A 16,599-nucleotide genomic window follows, 5' to 3' on the forward strand; every position below is an offset into this window, starting at 1 on the left:
CCCCGAACAGGACGGCGGCCCGCCGGAAGACTCCCCGACGGGCCACCGCACGTCCACAGCAGAACCAGCCGCTACCCGCTACCCGCTACCCGCTACCCGCTACCCGACGTGCGAGACCCCGGCGACCGGCAGCGGTTGCGCCCCCACCGTGCCGAACCCGGTCGGCCCGGCCGGCACCGCGCCCGGACGCGGCACCGCCTCCACCGCACCACCGGCCGCTCCCGCCCCCGCACGCGCCACCGCCGCCGGCCGCGCCGCCGCGGTGCCCAGCCCGGTCGGACCGAACCACGCGAACCCCGCCCCGTCCGGCTCCGGCGCCGCACCCCCCGCGGGAACCGCCTCTCCCGCGGCCGCCTCGCCCTCCGCCCGGGCCGCCCCGGTGCCGAAGTGCCGCAGCAGGTCCTCCTCCCGGTACCGCCGGCAGTCCCGGTGCCAGATCAGGATCCCGGCCAGCCAGTTCTCCAGCTCCCGGACGTACCCGTCGAGCATCGCCCGAGCGTCCGCCTCCAGCTCGAAGTCGTCGTACAGCACCGGGAACTCGTTCGCCGCGACGTGCTGGAACTGGGCCAGCCGCGAGTGCATCAGGTCGTCGACGATCCGGACCGCCGCCGGGTAGTCGCAGTCGAAGAAGTTCTGCACCACCAGCACCATGTTGTGCACCTCGCCCTCGAACTGCACCTCCTTCTGGTACGAGTGGAGGTCGTTCATCATGCAGGCGTAGTCGGCGGCCGCGTTCTCCAGCGAGCCCATCGAGCCGCTCGCGTAGACGCCGGCCGGGACGACCTGCCCGTGGGCCAGCCGGCAGAGGCTCATGGTGAGGTCGGACCCGAAGGTGGCCCGGCGCATCTCCAGGTAGTCGACCGGGTCCGGGATCCGGTTCTGGGCCTGGTTGCCGAGCTCCCAGATCCAGCTCAGCGTCATCTTCTCGACGGTCTCGCGGAACCGCCGCCGGGCCTCGACCGGCATCGGTCCGGTGGTCCGCGCCCAGACGTCGGCCAGTCCGCGCTCCAGCGCGTTGCCCGGCACGGGGGCCGGTTCGCCGTCGACCGGCATGAAGTCCGAGAGCCGCGCGTTGACGGCCTTGGCCCCCGCCAGGTCGCGGGTCTGCCCGAACACCGCGGGGAAGTAGTCGTCCGCGTAGGTGCCCCAAGTCAACCAGGCCGAGGTGAGGTCGAGTTGGGCCGCGCTGGCGTCCGGGTGGATGCCGGCCGCGCAGAGCGGGAAGTCGTAGTCGGCGACCTTCTCGGCGGTCCAGATGTCCGAGCCGGGCACGCCCGGCTGGGGCTCCAGCATCCCCGTCCGACGAGCCCACTCGGCCGTGTTGAGCCGTGAGAGGTCCAGGTAGGGGCTCAGCTCGACGGTGAACGGCAGCCGGAACTCGGGCAGTCGGGACGGGCCGACCTCCTGGAACGGCACGTGGGCGTGCGAACGCGCCCGCCGCACCCCGGGCTCGACGTCACCGTGCGATCCGCCGATCAGCCCCGTCCCGGGCGACTCCAGCGACGCGAACGGGAACCCGACCGCGCCGGGCCCCTGTGCCCCGGGGGCCCGCGAGGCCGGTCCGGAACGGCTCAACGAGCCCAGCTCGTCGGCGAGGTCGCTCAGCGCGCCGGAGCGCAGCACGTCCAGCGCCGACGTCCCGACCCCGCCGATCGCGAACGGGTCCCACCAGGTGGCCGCACCGGCCACCGCCCCGCCGCCGTTCATGTACCGGCTGGACCGCATGTGCCACTCGTGCCCGCCGGCCTGCCAGTCCTGCAGCCCCTTGACGTACGCCAGCACCTTGGCGCAGCCCGCCGGGTCGAGGCCGGAGTCGGCGAACAGCTGCGGGAGTTCGGTGAACACGGTGCTCTCGAACTGCTGGAGCCGCGAGGTGAGCAGGCCGTTGACGGCCTCGGCCGCCTCCTGCGTGGTGCAGTCCAGGAACTTCTCCAGCACCAGGACGCCGTTGCTGAGCTCGCCCTCGTCCTCGACCTCGCGCTGGTACGAGAACAGGTCGTTGCGCAGGTGGACCCCGTCCGAGAAGGCGTCCCGCAGCACCCGCAGCGGGCGCGCGCCCGACACCTCCGCCGGCACCTCGGCCCCGGCCGCGTACTCGATCAGCCCGGCCGACCAGGGCGCGCCGCCGACCTTACGGCGCATCTCGATGTACTCGACCGGGTTGGCGATCCGGCCCGCGTTGATGTTGGCGAGCTCCCAGAGCGACTCGTCGAGCAGGTTCCGGGTGCTCTCCGCGAACCGGACCCGCCAGTCCTCGCCCATCGACGGCACCGTGCGCCGCCAGAGGTCGGCCAGTCCGGCCTCGACGGGGTTGGTGGGCTCGGGCAGCGGGGCGCCGGGGTCGGCCGGCATGAAGAGCGGCAGCCGGTCCAGGTACGCCTTCCCGCCCGCCCGGTCGTTGGTCCGCTTGTAGATCTCCAGGAAGTGGTCGTCGAAGAAGAACACCCACACGTACCAGTCGGTGACCAGCGACAGCGCCTCGGCGGAGGCGTCGGGGTGGGTGTAGGCGCAGAGCAGGCCGTAGTCGTGGGCGTCCAGGTCGGCCCGGGTCCAGATGCCCGATCCCTCCAGCATGCCCATCTCCCGCGCCCACTCGGCGGAGTGGGCGCGGGCCTGCTCCAGATGGGGGTTGAGACGCGCCGGGTGCGGCACGTAGAAGGACGGGAGTTCGAACGGCTGTGTCACCGGGCGAGCCTTTCTGGGCGCGTCGACAAGGCCGACCGGCACGGCGGAACGGGGCTCTGCTGCACGGCACCCGCCACCCGGTCGGCTCAGCATTACCCGTCACCAACGATCTCGACCGACGAACAGGAACAGTCATATGAGATAACCCGACCGGCTCGAACACCCGCCCAAAAACCAGCCCCCCACTGGATCACCTGTGCGACTGATCGGCCCCACCCCACCCTTGCGCGGACACGCCCGCCACCCCCGGCTCAGCTCCGGCCCCCGGCTCCCAGGCTGTAGCCGACGAGTCACGAGTGCCCTCGACACGCTCGATACTGCCGACCCCCTCGTCGGCCTCCTCCGACTCAACAGGGCGCACTCGCCCGGCGACGAAGTCCGGCGCAGAATGCGGCGCCGCCAGACCTGACCCGCTGAGGCTCTCCAGGATCAGCGCCGCCGCTTCCGGTCGCCCCGCCGCCTCGGTCAACCGGGCCACCCGGTGCGCATAGACGGTGCGCTCAACCTCCTCAGCCAAGTCGACGTCGTCCATCAGGTCACTCAACGGCCCGATCACCGCCGGCCCCCGGCTCAGCCCGCTCGGGCCCACATGCCCAGGTGGCGGCGCACCCCAACCGGTCGCCTCCGACCCTTCGTCGTGCCCTTCGCCAGCCCGGGGCGCGACATCGTCCAGGAAGGGGATCCCCTGCGGACTCTTCCGGGCCACCAGATGCTCGTAAAGCCCGTCCACCGCACGGTCATTCGCCGCTGCCGAGAGCTGTGCCAGCGGCCCGATCATGTCGACCGCCCCCTGCACCTCCTCGTCGTGCCGGGACAACCACCACACCACTGCACGGCCCGGCGAACTGAGCACGTCCTCTCCCAGGTACGCCCGTTTGCTCCGCTCGTATCGCCTCTCGTGTTCCCAGACCTCCTCCGCCTTCCGAACCTCCGCGAGTTTTCCCAGTCGGTCCCGGTCCGCCTCAGGAAGGCCCAGCGAAACCCTCCCGGCCATCGCCACCACCAGCCCGGAAGTGTCCGGGCTCTGTGTGCCGAGCACACCGTCCAACCGGTGCCGGACGAGGTCCAGGCGACCTGGATGCTCACGCTCGGTCACCGCCCGCGCCCGGGCCAGCACCATCTCGATCGCGAGGCTTCCCGGCGCGGCGTGCACCAGCCCGCTCCCGTTCGGCACCGGTCTCCACCAGACTGTCGCGGAGAAGACGAAGTCGTAGTCCGGCACAGCGCTCGGGAGCGCCACCCCCGACACCACGGTTTCGTGGTACGGCAGTTCGACGGGAGCCACCTGCACCGGTGGCGGCCCCGCCACCGGTGCAGCCGACGGCACGCGCTGCGGCCCAGCTGTAGCCGGCCGAACTCGCGTCGCTGATGTCAGCAGCACAGGCAGCGCGATCCCGACGGCCAACACCACCCACAGCCAGACGGGCCACCCCGCCCATGATCCGAGGGCGACCGGCACCACCGCAGCCGCAGTGACGAGCAGCGCCGTTCGCATCTTTCCCACGGAGTTCACGTGGTCCTCTCCCCAGTCCGCCGCGCCCCTGCCGAGCCCACCGGCCCGATGCCCTGCGCGCTATCGATCTTCTGCCACAACCGCGACGCCACCTCGGCGCGCCGCGCCCGTCCGTCCACGGGCTGCGCGGCAGCGGCCCAGTCGTAGGCCCCCAGGTAGAGCCGGCCGAGCAGATCGGCCCGGTCATCGACGACACCCACCAGGGTGTCCAGCAACCGCTCGCCCTCACGCGGCGGCGCGACGGCGGCCGCCGCCAGCCACCTTCCGACTCCAGCCCTCGACCGCGCTGGCGGGTCCGTAGCCAGTACGCCCCGCAGACAGCGGACCTCCTCATCCGGCTCGGTACCGAAACACGTCGGCTCCATCAGGCTCAGGTACAGCTCGGCGTCCTGCCCGCCGTCCCGATACGCGTCCAGATGATCGGCCATCCGCGCCAGCAGCTTCCGGTAGAGCCGCCTGTCCTGCCTGACGAGGGCGAAGAGCGTGTCGCGAGCCTCCGTGACGACACTGCCGACGGTTCCCCTCGCAAGGTGGTGCAGCCGGACCAGCGCCTGGTCCGGGTGAGTCCGGGCGAGTACCTCGGCGCAGACTCGTGCCAAGACACGGACAGAACTCGGCTGAAGCCCTCCCTTCGTCGCCTGGTCGTAGAGCCAGCTACGAAACCCGGCACCGTAGCGCTCGTCCTCCAACCCCAGCCGGATGACGACGTACGCCTCCTCACCGTGCCGAGGGTCTTCAGCCCACATTCCCGCCAGCCGCTGGAGCAGGGCCCACTCCCCCATCCGTAGGCTCTGCTCCGTGAAGCGGCCGACCAGCCTGGTCCGATCGTCCAGGTTCGGCATGGATACCGGCTTCTCGACCGCCCCCGCCACCCATCTGCCGAACTGCTCGCGCAGACCCGGGAAGTAGGTCCAGAAGTGGGCCCGTACCGCACTGTCGTAGGCCAGCGAGGTGAACCGGATCCGGCCGTCGACAACCCTCAACGGCAGCTTGCCGAGCCGCTCTGCGAGATCAGCCCGTTCCAACTGGGGCCTGCCGTCCGGAGTGTGCTCCACCAGGCCGAGCAGACGGTCGGTATGGTAGAACACCGCGTCCGCCGGCGCGCCCTCCAGCATCGCCGCCGTGAACAACAGCGCTCGCTGATCACCCGAGTCGAGCGCAACCACCTGGGCCGCCACATCGTCACTGCGATCGCTCAGGGCCGAGAGCGTTTCCTGGAGCCAACCACGAATGCCACGGCCACTCCGATCCGCTGCCCGGGCCTGACGTACCAGGACGGCGAGCCGACGCATGTCCCGCATGGCGAGACCACCGAGTCGCCCGGACGGTACCTCCGCCCGGAGGTCGTCGAGGTCGAACGGCACGGCCGCGCCGATGAGGTGCCGGCGAAGCACCGCCTGCTCTCTCGGACGGCCGATCTCCAGCAGCAGGGGCTGGAGCGCGGAATCAACCAAGGCCCTGTCGGTCGAGGGAAGCACCGCAACCATCTTGGCTCCGGCCTCCGCGATCTTGCCCCGCCACCGAAGCAGAAAGCCGGCCGCACGCACGTACTCCGCCTCGGGCAGCCCGGACAGGTTCAGCAGCAGCCGCTCTCCTGGTTCCGGGTCCGGAAGCCGCTCCCGCTCTCCTGGTAGCGGCGTCTCCCGGAACAGCCTGTCGTCACCGCCCACCCGGTGCAGCGCCATGATCCCGGCCGTCCGACGCCCGTCCCCCGGAGACCCGGCCAGCAGCACAGTTGCACCCGCCGATCCAAGCCTCTCCACGACCTCTCCGTAGCCGGGTGGCGGCACAAAGCACTCGGCGAGACCGAGACGCTGGTCCAGCGCCACCCGCCAGGGCTCGGCCGTCGTCCTGTGTTCCAGGTAGTAGTCGGCGCCGATGAAGATCTGATTCCCCGAGCCGAGGTGGACCGGCCCGTTCGTCGTCTCGAACCTGGCACCGCCCCTCTCGTCGCTCACTGCTCGCGGTCGCTGCGGTGGCCGCCGCCGAACCACTGCTGTGCCCTGCCCCGTTCGACGTAGCTACCGCCGTCACCGTTGAACGTAACAGGGCCACCATTGCGGATCTCGTTGTTCTGATCGCCGCTACCCGTGTGCAGAGGGCCGTTTGCAGTGTTGATGAACGTGCCGGAGTTGCTGACGTTGCTGGCCCCGCCGTCCTGCTGGTGGTGATAGTCCCCAGCCTGAACGACACCGCCGTCCACCCGACCGACCCGGCTACCGGCAACGTCGTCTGATTCTGCTTCGATGCGGCTGATCTGCCGCTCGGCCTCGGCAAGTTGGGGCAGCGCCTCGGCCAAGTCATCCCCGAGTCGGGCAAGGTCGGCCTCCGCATTGCGTGTGTCCAGTCGGCGGTACTGGCAGTCGGCCAGCTCGACCAGTTCAGGAGGGAGGTCCCGCCGGTTGAGCCGGGTGGCCCGGCCGATCAGCACCGGCACGACCAAGGCGCCGCTTTCGAAGGCCTCGACGATCTCCCGTCGCGTCCAGTCCTCCGGGTCGTCCAGCGCGCGACGGCCGTCGGCACCCCGCGCATCGGCCCAGCGATCACCGATGACAGCGACCAGCACACTGCTGCGGCGAACAGCGGTGAGCAGTTCCTGCGGAAAGCGCCTACCGGCCTTGATCGACTTGCTGGCGCGGAAGACTCGCTCGCTGCCGAACCGCCGGGACAACTCGCGCTCGATCAAGGTGGCACCGGTGTCCTCGTCGATGGTTCGGTAGTTCACGAAGATGTCAGGCATGACGGATCACCTCTCCAGTGGATGATTACCCGGGCCGGCCCGGGCAGGTTCAGCGCAGACGGCGAAGGGTCCGGTCTGCTGTACGCCGACCTACGGCTGCCCTGGGTGGAGCGCCACGGCGAGCGCGGCCTGCAGGTCGAGCACTTTTCCGTTGGCCCGAAATCGGGCCAACTCGCGGGCCAGTCGGGCAACATCGGTGGCGATCGTCGCCGACCTCAACGCCGTCACGAACGGTAGGAGTTCGGCAGCCAACACACAGGCGTGCTCAACCTCACCGGCGGCCGCGTGCGCGAGGGCCCGCCGCAGCCCGTACCGAGCGCGGCTGCGGACGGCATGCACGGGGATCCGTGCGTACTCACGGTCAAGGGCCTCGGCTGCCTGTGCGGGGCGGCCGAGGTCATGGAGACACCATCCGGCGACCATGGCGGCTGGGTCAGCCAGGTTGCCGGTGCCGAGCACCGGGTCGCCGGCGTCGTCATCGGCCGCCGCCCGCGCCAGCAACTCGCGTGCCCTGTCGAGGCTTCGCATGCTGGAAGCGTGATCGCCGGCCAGAGCATGCCCCTGGGCCTCGCGCTGAGCAGCGAGGCCGCGGATGCGCGGCGGAAGGCCGCTTCCCTGCGCCGAGGCGACGAGTTGGACGGTCTGGGCCGCATCGCCCGCGTAGTACGCGACGAGGGCCCTTCGGACGAGTGCATACGAAGCAAGGTCGCGGTCACCACCGGCCTCGGCCAACTCGACCGCACGCGCGGTCCACCACAGCGCAGACGGATTGTCGTCGGCCTCCTGCGCCATCCACCCGGCGTACTCGGCATACCGGGCGGCCAGATTCAGCAGCCTTGCACGCCCCACCGTGTCAGCCTGGAGCGCGAGTTCACGCAGGGTGTGGGTCTGCACCGTGAGCATCGGCAGCAGCAATGCGGGGTCTGTGCTCTGACCCAGCAGACGCATCTGGTCGAACTGCAAGCGGAAGATCTCGACTGGCGCCGCATCCACCGACTGCCAGGTCGGCGCCCCCACCGCGCCCACCCCGCCCACGTGCTGCTCCACGCCGGTACCAACTGAGCCCAGCCCCAGTATCGAAGTCGCCCCAGCCACGAGCAGTTGGCGCCGCCCAAGGCCACCGGGCCAACGGACACCGTCCCGGTCGACTTTGAGTAGCAGGGGCTCGTCGTCTAACAGGCCGTCGTCCACCCCCGATGCGCGCCCGGTCCCGGCTTCGGGCGGCGCCAGCTTCTCCAGTTCACCACCGGCGCCGAGGCGGGCGTCGCAGCGACGGGCCAGGTCGGGCGGCGGGACCTTTCGTCCGCACTCGATCTTGCTGAGGTGGCCCTTGCTGTAGCTGAGCAACTCGGCAAGCCGGGTGAGTGTCAGTCCGGCAGCGATCCGCCGTCTGCGCAGCTCGGGACCGAATTCATTAGACCTGTGCATGCCAATCCCCTTCCAGGAACCGTCCACCCAGGTGCCTGCGTCTCGGACCGGAAGCGGCTCTCCCCCTGCTTCCGCATGAATATTGACATGCGGGCCAGCGGGGCGAGCGGGGATTGACAGTGTTTCCCGTTTCCTCTTTTCAAGGCACTCGCCATTGCCGATTCAACGACCACGCGACCTGCGGACAAAGGGAATTGGCGACAAGTCCACCAAGGACCAAGCTCCCGCCCCGAGTCGAGAAGCGCCCATCCACCCGACCCATCCGACCCGCCCTTGTCCGGACGCGCCCGCCGCCGCGGGTCAGTAGCCGATCGTGAAGCGGCGCTGGACGAAGCGGGGCAGCTCGGCCTCGTCGACGAGGGCGACGGCGGCATCCTCCGCCGAGATGCGACTCTGCCCGTCGGCGTCGAGGACCGGCTGGTCGCCGCCGATCCGGAAGCGGCCGGTGCGCTCGCCGGGGGCGATGGACTCCGCCGGACTGAAGTACGTCCAGAGCCGGTTGGAGGTCCGCAGGACGTCCAGGGCGTCCCGGTGGCCGCGTACGGCGGCGGCGTAGTCCCGGGGCAGACCGATCCTGTCGAGGGTCTCGTGCAGGAGTTCGTCCGAATCCGCCCGGACGAGGCCCGGCTCGACCTCCAGGCTGCCGGCGCCGCCGATGACGATCAGCCGGGTGCGGGGGTGGGCCTCCAGCGCCTTCAGCAGCGCCCGGGCAGCGGTGGCGTAGGCCGAGGGGTCCGCGATCGACCGGCGCAGGGTGTCGGCCATGTCCCTGGCGGCGTTGCCGGGCTGGTAGGCACTGATGAGCACGTCCAACCCGGGCAGGGCGGCCGCGATGCTGCCGGCGTCGAGGACGTCGACGCTCCGCCAGACGACGTTCTCCCGCTCCTCGTGGATCCAGGCGGCGTCCCGGCTGAATGCGGTGACCAGGTGCCCCCGCCCGAGGGCTTCGGCGACGACACGGCTGCCGATGGTCCCGGCGGCTCCGATCACTCCGATGTGCATGGCTCTCCCCTGTGGTCCGGCACGGCACGTCCGGTGCGTCCGACACGTCCGATGCGTCCGTGCGTTCGACACGACTTGATACGGCGTGGCAAAACTATACGGCGTGCAGTTTCGATACGGCAATCAGAATCGAGGCGCTGTACAGTGATCGACGTGGAGAGCGCGGAGAGCACGACGACGAGAAGCACCCGCGGGCGCCGCGAGCGGCTGCGCGCCGAGACGACGGCGGAGATCAAGGGCGTCGCGCTGGCCCTGATGGCAGCGGGCGGGCCGGACGCCATCACGCTGCGGGCCATCGCCCGGGAGATGGGCATGACGGCCAACGCCATCTACGGCTACTTCGCCACCCGCGACGACCTCGTCACCGCGCTGATCGACGACGTCTACACGGCCCTGGCCGACGCCGTCGACGCCGCGTGGGCCGCCACGCCGATCGAGCAGCCGGCCACCCGGATCCGCGCCTGGGCGCACGCATTCCGGTCATGGGCGCTGGGCAACCCCGAGGGCTTCCGGCTCATCTACGGCGACCCCGTCCCCGGCTACCGCGCCCCCGAGGGCGGCGCCGCCCCGGACGCCGCACACCGCGTCTGCACCGGACTCGCCGGCCTGGCCGACGCCGCCTGGCCGCACGCCGGACACCTCCACGAGAACACCGGGTTCGCCCCACCCGCCGCCGACCCCGCCGCCGCCCCGGCCACCGACTCGGCCACCGCCGACGCGCCCGGCTTCGACTGGTCCGACTTCGACCCCGGCCTCCTGGCCAAGGTCCGCCCGGCCTACCCCGACCTCCCCCCGGCCGGCGTGGCGCTGGCCCTGCGCCTCTGGGGCTCGCTGCACGGCATGGTCTCCCTGGAGATCTACGGCCACCTGAGCCGGCAGACCACCAGTCCCGACAAGCTCTTCGACCAGGAACTCGGCGCACTCGTCCGCTCCCTGGGCCTCACGGTGCCGCACGGCTGACAGAGTGTCGGGTGACCGGACCACCCGGGCGGGCGGTCGACCCGCCCGCCCGCCGCCGACCCCTGGGGGCACCAGCCGTGGAGTACACCGAGATCGAGCAGAAGTTCCGACTCCTCGGCACCCCTGAGGAGTTGAAGGACCGGCTCACCGCCCGCGGCGCCGCCCCCGGCCGGCCGAGCCGCCAGGTCGACACCTACTACAACGCACCGCACCGGGACTTCCTCGACAACCGGGTGGTCTCCGAGTGGCTCCGCGTCCGCGTCGAGGACGGCGCGGCCTCGCTCAACTTCAAGCGCTTCCACCCGCTTCCGGAGCCGGTCAAGACGCACTGCGACGAGTACGAGAGCACGGTCGCCGACGCCGAGGCGGTCCGCCGCCTCCTGGACGCCCTCGACTTCGCCGAACTGACCGTGGTCGATAAGACCCGCGAGGAGTGGCACGTCGACGGGGTCGCCGTCGCCTTCGACACCGTGGCCGGCCTCGGCGACTTCGTCGAGTTCGAGTTCAAGGGGGACGCCCGCACGGTCGAGGAGGCCACCGCCCGCCTGGAGGCGTTCATCGCCTCGCTCGACGCCCCGCTGGGGCCCCGCGTCCACCTCGGCTACCCCCACCTGACCCTCGGCCTGGAGTGACCGGCGTCCGCGCCCGCCACCACGAGGTCCGACGGGCCTCCTTCTCGACAGCAAAACAACTCCGCCGACGAACCACCCGCTCGCGCCGGGCAATCCACCCCTTCTGGCGTGTTGACGCCGTCGCCTCCTCCCCCGTCCAGCAGACTGGGCGCGACCCGAGTCCACGCTCCGAGGAGGTCATCCCCATGAACGTCACCGTGCGGCTTGCCCAGCAGCCCGAGGCCGACGAACTGCTCGGGCGGAGCCCGCTCGCCGCGCTCGTCGGGATGCTGTTGGACCAGCAGGTGCCCATGGAGTGGGCCTTCGCCGGGCCGCTCACCATCGCACAGCGGCTCGGGCACAAGGACCTCGACGCGCACGAGATCGCCGCGTACAACCCGGAGGCCTTCGTCGCACTGCTGTCCGAGAAGCCCGCCGTGCACCGCTACCCGGCGGCGATGGCCAAACGCGTGCAGCAGCTCTGCCAGTTCCTGGTGGCCCAGTACGACGGGGACGCGGCCGCGCTCTGGCGGAGCGCGACGACCGGCAAGGAACTGCTCAGCCGGCTCAACGCCCTCCCCGGGTTCGGGAAGCAGAAGTCGCAGATCTTCCTGGCCCTCCTCGGCAAGCAGTACGGCGTGCAGCCGGCCGGCTGGCGCGAGGCCGCCGGCGGCTACGGCGAGGAGGGGGCCTTCCGCTCGGTCGCGGACATCACCGGCCCGGAGTCGCTGGAGCAGGTGCGCGCCCACAAGCAGGAGGTGAAGCGCGCCGCCAAGGAGGCCAAGGCGGCGGCCGACGCCAAGGCGAAGGTCAGGGCCTGAGCGCCCGTCACCGCCGGTACCCGGCACTCGCTGTGGAGTGCCGGGTACCGGCGGCGGCGGACGTTCCCACCGCTCAGATCAGCAGCAGCGAGGCGACGGCCGGCGCCATGTAGACCAGCGGGAAGGGGACGTGGGCGTACGAGCGGGCGCGGAGCACGGTGATCACGGCGCCGGTGAAGTAGAGCACCAGCCCGATCGCCGCCAGCACTCCGACCACCGGCACGAACAGTCCGGCCAGCAGGCCCAGCGCCCCGGCGGCCTTGGCCACGCCGAGCAGGTTCCACCACGAACGGGGCACGCCGTACTCGGCGAGCGGCTCCACGACGTAGGCGGCGCGGGTGAACACCGACCAGGCCGAGAAGCCCGCCATGAGGGCGGCGACGACGGTGACGATGATGAAGGCGATGGACATCGGGGCTCCTCGTGCGGTGGGCGTTCGCTGCGTTCTCACTCCTCTGACCCGCCGGACCGCGCCCGTGTGACAGCCGTACCGAAAAACTTCCGCGGGCCCGGCCTCACACCCCCGAACAGCCCCGAACACCCCCGTGCGACCCCGTTCGGCCGCGCCCGTCCCCGCCCGTCCCCGCCTCGACCGACATGCCGGCGGGCCCCGGCCGCGCATCGCGACCGGGGCCCGCCCTCCACGGCGGCACTCAGACCAGCACCGGCTCCGACGGCCGCTCCGACGACGCGGCGTCAGCGGCGCCGGGCGCAGCACCCGTTCCGTCCACGCTCCCCGTTCCGTCCACGCTCCCCGTTCCGTCCACGCTCCCCGCACCGGCCGACCGCCGCGCCGGCAGCGCGAACATCAGCAGGAAGACCACCGCCAGCACCCCGAGCACCCACCACATCGCGTGCACGAACGCCGCCCCGAACGCGTCCCCCACCGAGGGGGCCGCAGCCGGAATCGCACCGAAGAACGCCACCGAGACCAGCCCGAGCCCCAGCGCCAGCCCCACCTGGTTCACCGTGTTGATCAGCCCGGACGCCGAACCGGCGTGCTCCTTGGGCACCTCGGCCAGCACCGAGTCCGTGATCGGCGCGACGATCAGGCCCATCCCGGCGCCCATCACCACCAGCGGCAGCGCCATCTGCCAGGGCGCGATGCCCGTGCCGTACCGCTCGGCCTCGCCGATGTACAGCAGCACGCCCAGCCCCATCACCAGCGCCCCCGCCTGGAGCACCTTCCGCCCGAACCGCGGCACCAGCTGCTGGACCGAGAGCCCGGCCGCGACCGAGATCGCGATCGAGAACGGGATGCCCGTCGCACCGGCCTTCAGCGGGCTCCAGCCGAGTCCGAGCTGCATGTAGAGCGTCCAGACCAGGAAGAAGATCCCGGAGACCACCCCGAAGGTCAGCTGCACCCCGATCCCGGCGGCGAAGCTCCTGACCCGGAACAGCGACAGCTCCACCAGCGGCGAGCCGTCCCGCCGCTCCTTCACCCGCTCGTAGGCCACGAACAGGGCGAACACCGGCACGCTCCCGGCCATCACCAGGTGGCCCCAGAGCGGCCAGCCGGCCTCCCGGCCGTGGGTCAGCGGGTAGATCAGCATCAGCAGGGCGGCGCTGGCCAGCACCACGCCCACCAGGTCGAGCTTCAGCGCCCGTTCGGCCTTCGACTCGCCGATGAAGACCCGGCCGAGCAGCAGCCCGGCCACACCGACCGGCAGGTTGATCAGGAAGATCGGCCGCCAGCCCAGCCCGAACAGGTCCCACTCCGTCAGCAGGGCGCCGATCAGCGGACCGGTGACCGCGCCCAGCCCGACCACCGCGCCGAACAGGCCGAACACCTTGCCGCGCTCCTCCGCCGGGAAGGTCGCGTGGATGATCGACAGCACCTGCGGCACCATCAGCGCCGCCGTCCCGCCCTGCAGGATCCGCATCGCGACCAGCATCTCGGCCCCGCCCGCCAGCCCGCACAGCGCCGAGGCGAGCGTGAAGCCGCCCATGCCGATCAGGAACAGCCGCTTCCGGCCGTGGATGTCACCCAGCCGGCCACCGGTGATCAGACCGATCGCGAACGCCAGCGCGTACCCGCCGGTCACCCACTGCACCGCGGAGAACGACGCACCCGTCGACTCCTGGATGCTCGGGATCGCGATGTTCACGATCGTGACGTCCACCAGGTCCATGAAGGAGGCCGTCATCACGATCGCCAGCGCGATCCACCTCCGCCGGTCCGTCGCCCGGTCCGAAACCGCAATACCCACCGCACGCTCCTCGTCGCCGTTCCTCAGCACGGGACGACAGTAGGAGGCATCTAGGCCAGATCCTGTCCCAGACTTCCGGCACCCTGGATCCCATGACCGACACTCCGGCACGACTCCTGAGCCTGCTCTCCCTCCTCCAGACCCCGCGCGAGTGGCCCGGCAGCGAGCTGGCCGGGCGCCTCCAGGTCAGTCCGCGCACCATCCGGCGCGACATCGACCGGCTGCGCGAGCTCGGCTACCCGGTCGAGGCCACCATGGGGCCGATCGGCGGCTACCGGCTGGTCGCGGGCACCGCGATGCCGCCGCTGCTGCTGGACGACGAGGAGGCGGTGGCCATCGCCGTAGGCCTCCGGGCGGCGGCCGGACACGCGGTGGTGGGCATCGAGGAGGCCTCCGTCCGCGCCCTCGGCAAGCTGCTCCAGGTGCTGCCCGGCCGCCTCCGCCACCGGGTGTCCGCCCTCGACAAGGCCACCCTCCCGCTGCTCGGCGGCGACGGCCCGACCGTCGACCCGGAGGACCTCACCGTGCTCGCCAACGCCGTCGCCAACCACGAGCGCCTCCGCTTCGGCTACCGGGCGGGCGACGGCGCCGAGACCCGGCGGCAGGTGGAGCCGAACCGGCTGGTCTCGGCCGGCCGGCGCTGGTACCTGGTCGGCTTCGACCTCGACCGCGAGGACTGGCGGATCTTCCGGGTGGACCGGATCAGCGAGCCCCTCGCCACCGGCGCCCGCTTCACCCCCCGGCCGCTCCCGGCCGAGGACGCGGCCGCCTACGTGGCGGAGAAGCTCCGCCGCCTCGCCCCCGCCTACACCCTGGACGCCACCCTGCACCTGCCCGCCGCCGAGGTCGAGCGCTGGCTGAACCGCAACGGCGACACCGAGGTGGAGCCCGTCGACGAGCACACCTGCCGGCTCCGCTCCCGCGCCGACTCCCTGGAGTGGCTCGCGATGCGGCTGCTCATGCTGGGCTGCGACTTCGAAGTGCACGAGCCACCCGAGATGCACGCCCACCTGCGCGCCCTCGCCGCCCGGGCCGCGCGCGCGGCCGACGCCGGGAGCTGACCCACCCCGCCGAGCCCGCCACTCCGAACACGCGCCGCCGAGCCCGCCCCGCCGAACCCGACGGCCCGCCGCCCGGCCCGGAACGCCGGACGCCGCCGCCCGCGGTCGAACGGGCGGCGGCGTCGGCGAAGGCGGCGGCAGCGGGTAGGCGGCCGGGGACCGGGGCCGGGCGGTCCTCAGACCCCGTACTCGGCGGTGAGCACCGCGCGGGCCAGGGTGTGGAAGGTGATGTTGAAGCCGATCTGGGCCGGCGGGAGGTCCGCGGCGACGTCCAGCGCGTCCACGTCCAGCGCGTGCACCGCGAAGGCGTAGCGGTGGGCCGGTCCGGGCGGCGGGGCGGCGCCGTCGTACTTGTTGCCGGGGAAGTCGTTGCGCCCGTGGAAGGAGCGCTCGCCCGGCAGGTCGGCGTCGGAGGCGCCGGCGCCGCGCGGCAGCCCGGTGGTGTCGGCGGGCAGGTCCAGGGCCAGCCAGTGCCACCAGCCGGAGCCGGTCGGGGCGTCCGGGTCGTAGCAGGTGACGGCGATGGAGCGGGTGCCCTCGGGCAGGCCGGACCAGGACAGCTGCGGCGAGAGGTTGGCCCCGGCGTGGATGAACTCCTCGGCCAGCGTGCCGCCTTCGGTGACGTCCTCGCTGGTCAGCTCGAAGGACGGGACCTGCGGCAGGAACTCGTACGGGAGCGGCGGACGGACGCTCATGGGGAGGGTCACCTCTCGACGGGTCGGGAACGGCCCGGGACCGGGCCGGGGTTGATCGGCACGATTCACCTTAGTGGGGTGACCGATCCCCCGGCCCGGCCCTACAGTCGGTTCCATGGCCCCCCGATTCGCCCGTCTGCTCCGCGACTCCCGTCTGGCGCTGTTCACGATGCTCGGCGCACTGGCCGTCATCTGGGCGGTCCAGGTGGCGAACTGGCTCGACGACTACCGCCTCTCCTACGAGTACGGCATGAGCTCGGGACGGCTGGACGAGCTGCCCGACATGTTCACCATGCCGCTGCTGCACTTCGGCTGGGACCACATCCAGGCCAACTCCTGGCCGCTGTTCGCCTTCGGCTTCCTCGCCGCGTACCGGGGCATCAAGCGGTTCCTGCTGGCGACGCTGCTGATCGTGGTGGCCGGCGGGCTCACCGTCTGGCTCTTCGAGCGCCCGGAGGCCGTGACGGCCGGGGCCAGCGGCCTGGTCTACGGGTACTTCGGCTACGTGGCGCTGCGCGGGATCTTCGACCGCAACCTGCTGGACACCGCCATCGGCCTGGTCGTCGGCGCGCTGTACTCCTACCTCCTGCTGGGCGTCCTGCCGAGCGCGCAGGGCGTCAGCTGGCTGGGTCACCTCGGTGGGCTGGTCGGCGGACTGGCCGGAGCCTGGCTGCTGCGCGACCGTACGCCGAAGCCCCGGCCCGCCGCCGCGGGCACGGGCGGCGGCGGCACCGGCACGGCCGGCGGCACCGGCACGCACTCCGGCGCCCGCGCCGATCTGCTCAAGGAACTCGACGATCTGGGCATCTAGGGCGTCTCCCGGCCCTCCGGTGCGCCCCGAGCCGGGTCCCGACGTGCGCCGCGGCACCGAAC

14 protein-coding genes are annotated in these 16,599 nt (G+C 71.8%); 5 read left to right on the forward strand and 9 right to left on the reverse strand.

Features of this window, described 5'->3' with window-relative positions; genetic code table 11:
- Nucleotides 1–99: 99 nt before the first annotated feature.
- From OG550_RS17835 to OG550_RS17860, 6 genes are all read right to left on the reverse strand, one after another.
- On the reverse strand, nt 100–2,685 hold the full coding sequence (locus tag OG550_RS17835; protein WP_327678735.1) for a terpene synthase family protein: 2,586 nt from the start codon (nt 2,683–2,685) through the stop codon (nt 100–102).
- A gap of 190 nt (nt 2,686–2,875) precedes the next feature.
- Nucleotides 2,876–4,198, reverse strand: a complete 1,323-nt coding sequence (locus OG550_RS17840; RefSeq protein WP_327678736.1) for a hypothetical protein — start codon at nt 4,196–4,198, stop codon at nt 2,876–2,878.
- Nucleotides 4,195–6,156, reverse strand: a complete 1,962-nt coding sequence (locus OG550_RS17845) for a hypothetical protein (protein WP_327678738.1) — start codon at nt 6,154–6,156, stop codon at nt 4,195–4,197. Before OG550_RS17845 ends, OG550_RS17840 begins: the two co-directional genes overlap by 4 nt.
- A complete protein-coding gene (locus OG550_RS17850; RefSeq protein ID WP_327678740.1) occupies nt 6,153–6,938 on the reverse strand; it encodes a TIR domain-containing protein in 786 nt (261 codons plus the stop codon). The genes OG550_RS17845 and OG550_RS17850 overlap by 4 nt, the downstream gene beginning before the upstream one ends.
- A gap of 90 nt (nt 6,939–7,028) precedes the next feature.
- Nucleotides 7,029–8,366, reverse strand: a complete 1,338-nt coding sequence (locus OG550_RS17855) for a helix-turn-helix domain-containing protein (RefSeq protein WP_327678741.1) — start codon at nt 8,364–8,366, stop codon at nt 7,029–7,031.
- Between the two features lie 300 nt (nt 8,367–8,666).
- On the reverse strand, nt 8,667–9,368 hold the full coding sequence (locus tag OG550_RS17860; RefSeq protein WP_327678743.1) for an NAD(P)-dependent oxidoreductase: 702 nt from the start codon (nt 9,366–9,368) through the stop codon (nt 8,667–8,669).
- 153 nt (nt 9,369–9,521) lie between these two features.
- On the opposite strand from OG550_RS17860, the gene OG550_RS17865 reads away from it, so the two are divergent.
- From OG550_RS17865 to OG550_RS17875, 3 genes are all read left to right on the forward strand, one after another.
- Entirely contained in the window at nt 9,522–10,328 is an 807-nt protein-coding gene (locus tag OG550_RS17865) for a TetR/AcrR family transcriptional regulator (RefSeq protein WP_327678745.1), read from the forward strand.
- A gap of 77 nt (nt 10,329–10,405) precedes the next feature.
- The gene (cyaB, locus tag OG550_RS17870) at nt 10,406–10,960 is read left to right on the forward strand and encodes a class IV adenylate cyclase (RefSeq protein ID WP_327678747.1); all 555 of its coding nucleotides are present in this window, start codon (nt 10,406–10,408) and stop codon (nt 10,958–10,960) included.
- A gap of 185 nt (nt 10,961–11,145) precedes the next feature.
- Nucleotides 11,146–11,760 (forward strand): HhH-GPD-type base excision DNA repair protein, encoded by a 615-nt coding sequence (locus tag OG550_RS17875; RefSeq protein ID WP_327678749.1) that lies wholly within the window; start codon nt 11,146–11,148, stop codon nt 11,758–11,760.
- 73 nt (nt 11,761–11,833) lie between these two features.
- On the opposite strand, the gene OG550_RS17880 is transcribed toward OG550_RS17875, so the two are convergent.
- Complete coding sequence (locus OG550_RS17880) at nt 11,834–12,172, reverse strand: DoxX family protein (RefSeq protein WP_327678751.1); 339 nt, start codon at nt 12,170–12,172, stop codon at nt 11,834–11,836.
- A gap of 241 nt (nt 12,173–12,413) precedes the next feature.
- A complete protein-coding gene (locus tag OG550_RS17885) occupies nt 12,414–13,907 on the reverse strand; it encodes an MFS transporter (protein ID WP_327683948.1) in 1,494 nt (497 codons plus the stop codon).
- 155 nt (nt 13,908–14,062) lie between these two features.
- On the opposite strand from OG550_RS17885, the gene OG550_RS17890 reads away from it, so the two are divergent.
- Complete coding sequence (locus OG550_RS17890) at nt 14,063–15,031, forward strand: helix-turn-helix transcriptional regulator (RefSeq protein ID WP_327678753.1); 969 nt, start codon at nt 14,063–14,065, stop codon at nt 15,029–15,031.
- A gap of 176 nt (nt 15,032–15,207) precedes the next feature.
- Here the strand turns inward: OG550_RS17890 and OG550_RS17895 are convergent, their stop codons facing one another.
- Nucleotides 15,208–15,726 carry a YbhB/YbcL family Raf kinase inhibitor-like protein gene (locus tag OG550_RS17895; protein WP_327678755.1) on the reverse strand — a complete coding sequence of 173 codons (519 nt, stop codon included), beginning with the start codon at nt 15,724–15,726 and terminating at the stop codon, nt 15,208–15,210.
- A gap of 115 nt (nt 15,727–15,841) precedes the next feature.
- Between OG550_RS17895 and OG550_RS17900 the strand changes: the two genes are divergently transcribed.
- A complete protein-coding gene (locus OG550_RS17900) occupies nt 15,842–16,537 on the forward strand; it encodes a rhomboid family intramembrane serine protease (RefSeq protein WP_327678757.1) in 696 nt (231 codons plus the stop codon).
- Nucleotides 16,538–16,599 lie beyond the last annotated feature (62 nt).

The organism is Kitasatospora sp. NBC_00458 (genome assembly GCF_036013975.1).
GTDB lineage: Bacteria > Actinomycetota > Actinomycetes > Streptomycetales > Streptomycetaceae > Kitasatospora.

Excerpts from the sequence above, each read along its gene's own strand:
- OG550_RS17850 (WP_327678740.1), bottom strand. The coding sequence starts at position 6,938 with ATGCCTGACATCTTCGTGAACTACCGAACCATCGACGAGGACACCGGT.
- OG550_RS17855 (WP_327678741.1), bottom strand. The coding sequence starts at position 8,366 with ATGCACAGGTCTAATGAATTCGGTCCCGAGCTGCGCAGACGGCGGATC.
- OG550_RS17860 (WP_327678743.1), bottom strand. The coding sequence starts at position 9,368 with ATGCACATCGGAGTGATCGGAGCCGCCGGGACCATCGGCAGCCGTGTC.
- OG550_RS17875 (WP_327678749.1), top strand. The coding sequence starts at position 11,146 with ATGAACGTCACCGTGCGGCTTGCCCAGCAGCCCGAGGCCGACGAACTG.
- OG550_RS17880 (WP_327678751.1), bottom strand. The coding sequence starts at position 12,172 with ATGTCCATCGCCTTCATCATCGTCACCGTCGTCGCCGCCCTCATGGCG.
- OG550_RS17885 (WP_327683948.1), bottom strand. The coding sequence starts at position 13,907 with ATGACGGCCTCCTTCATGGACCTGGTGGACGTCACGATCGTGAACATC.
- OG550_RS17890 (WP_327678753.1), top strand. The coding sequence starts at position 14,063 with ATGACCGACACTCCGGCACGACTCCTGAGCCTGCTCTCCCTCCTCCAG.
- OG550_RS17895 (WP_327678755.1), bottom strand. The coding sequence starts at position 15,726 with ATGAGCGTCCGTCCGCCGCTCCCGTACGAGTTCCTGCCGCAGGTCCCG.
- OG550_RS17900 (WP_327678757.1), top strand. The coding sequence starts at position 15,842 with ATGGCCCCCCGATTCGCCCGTCTGCTCCGCGACTCCCGTCTGGCGCTG.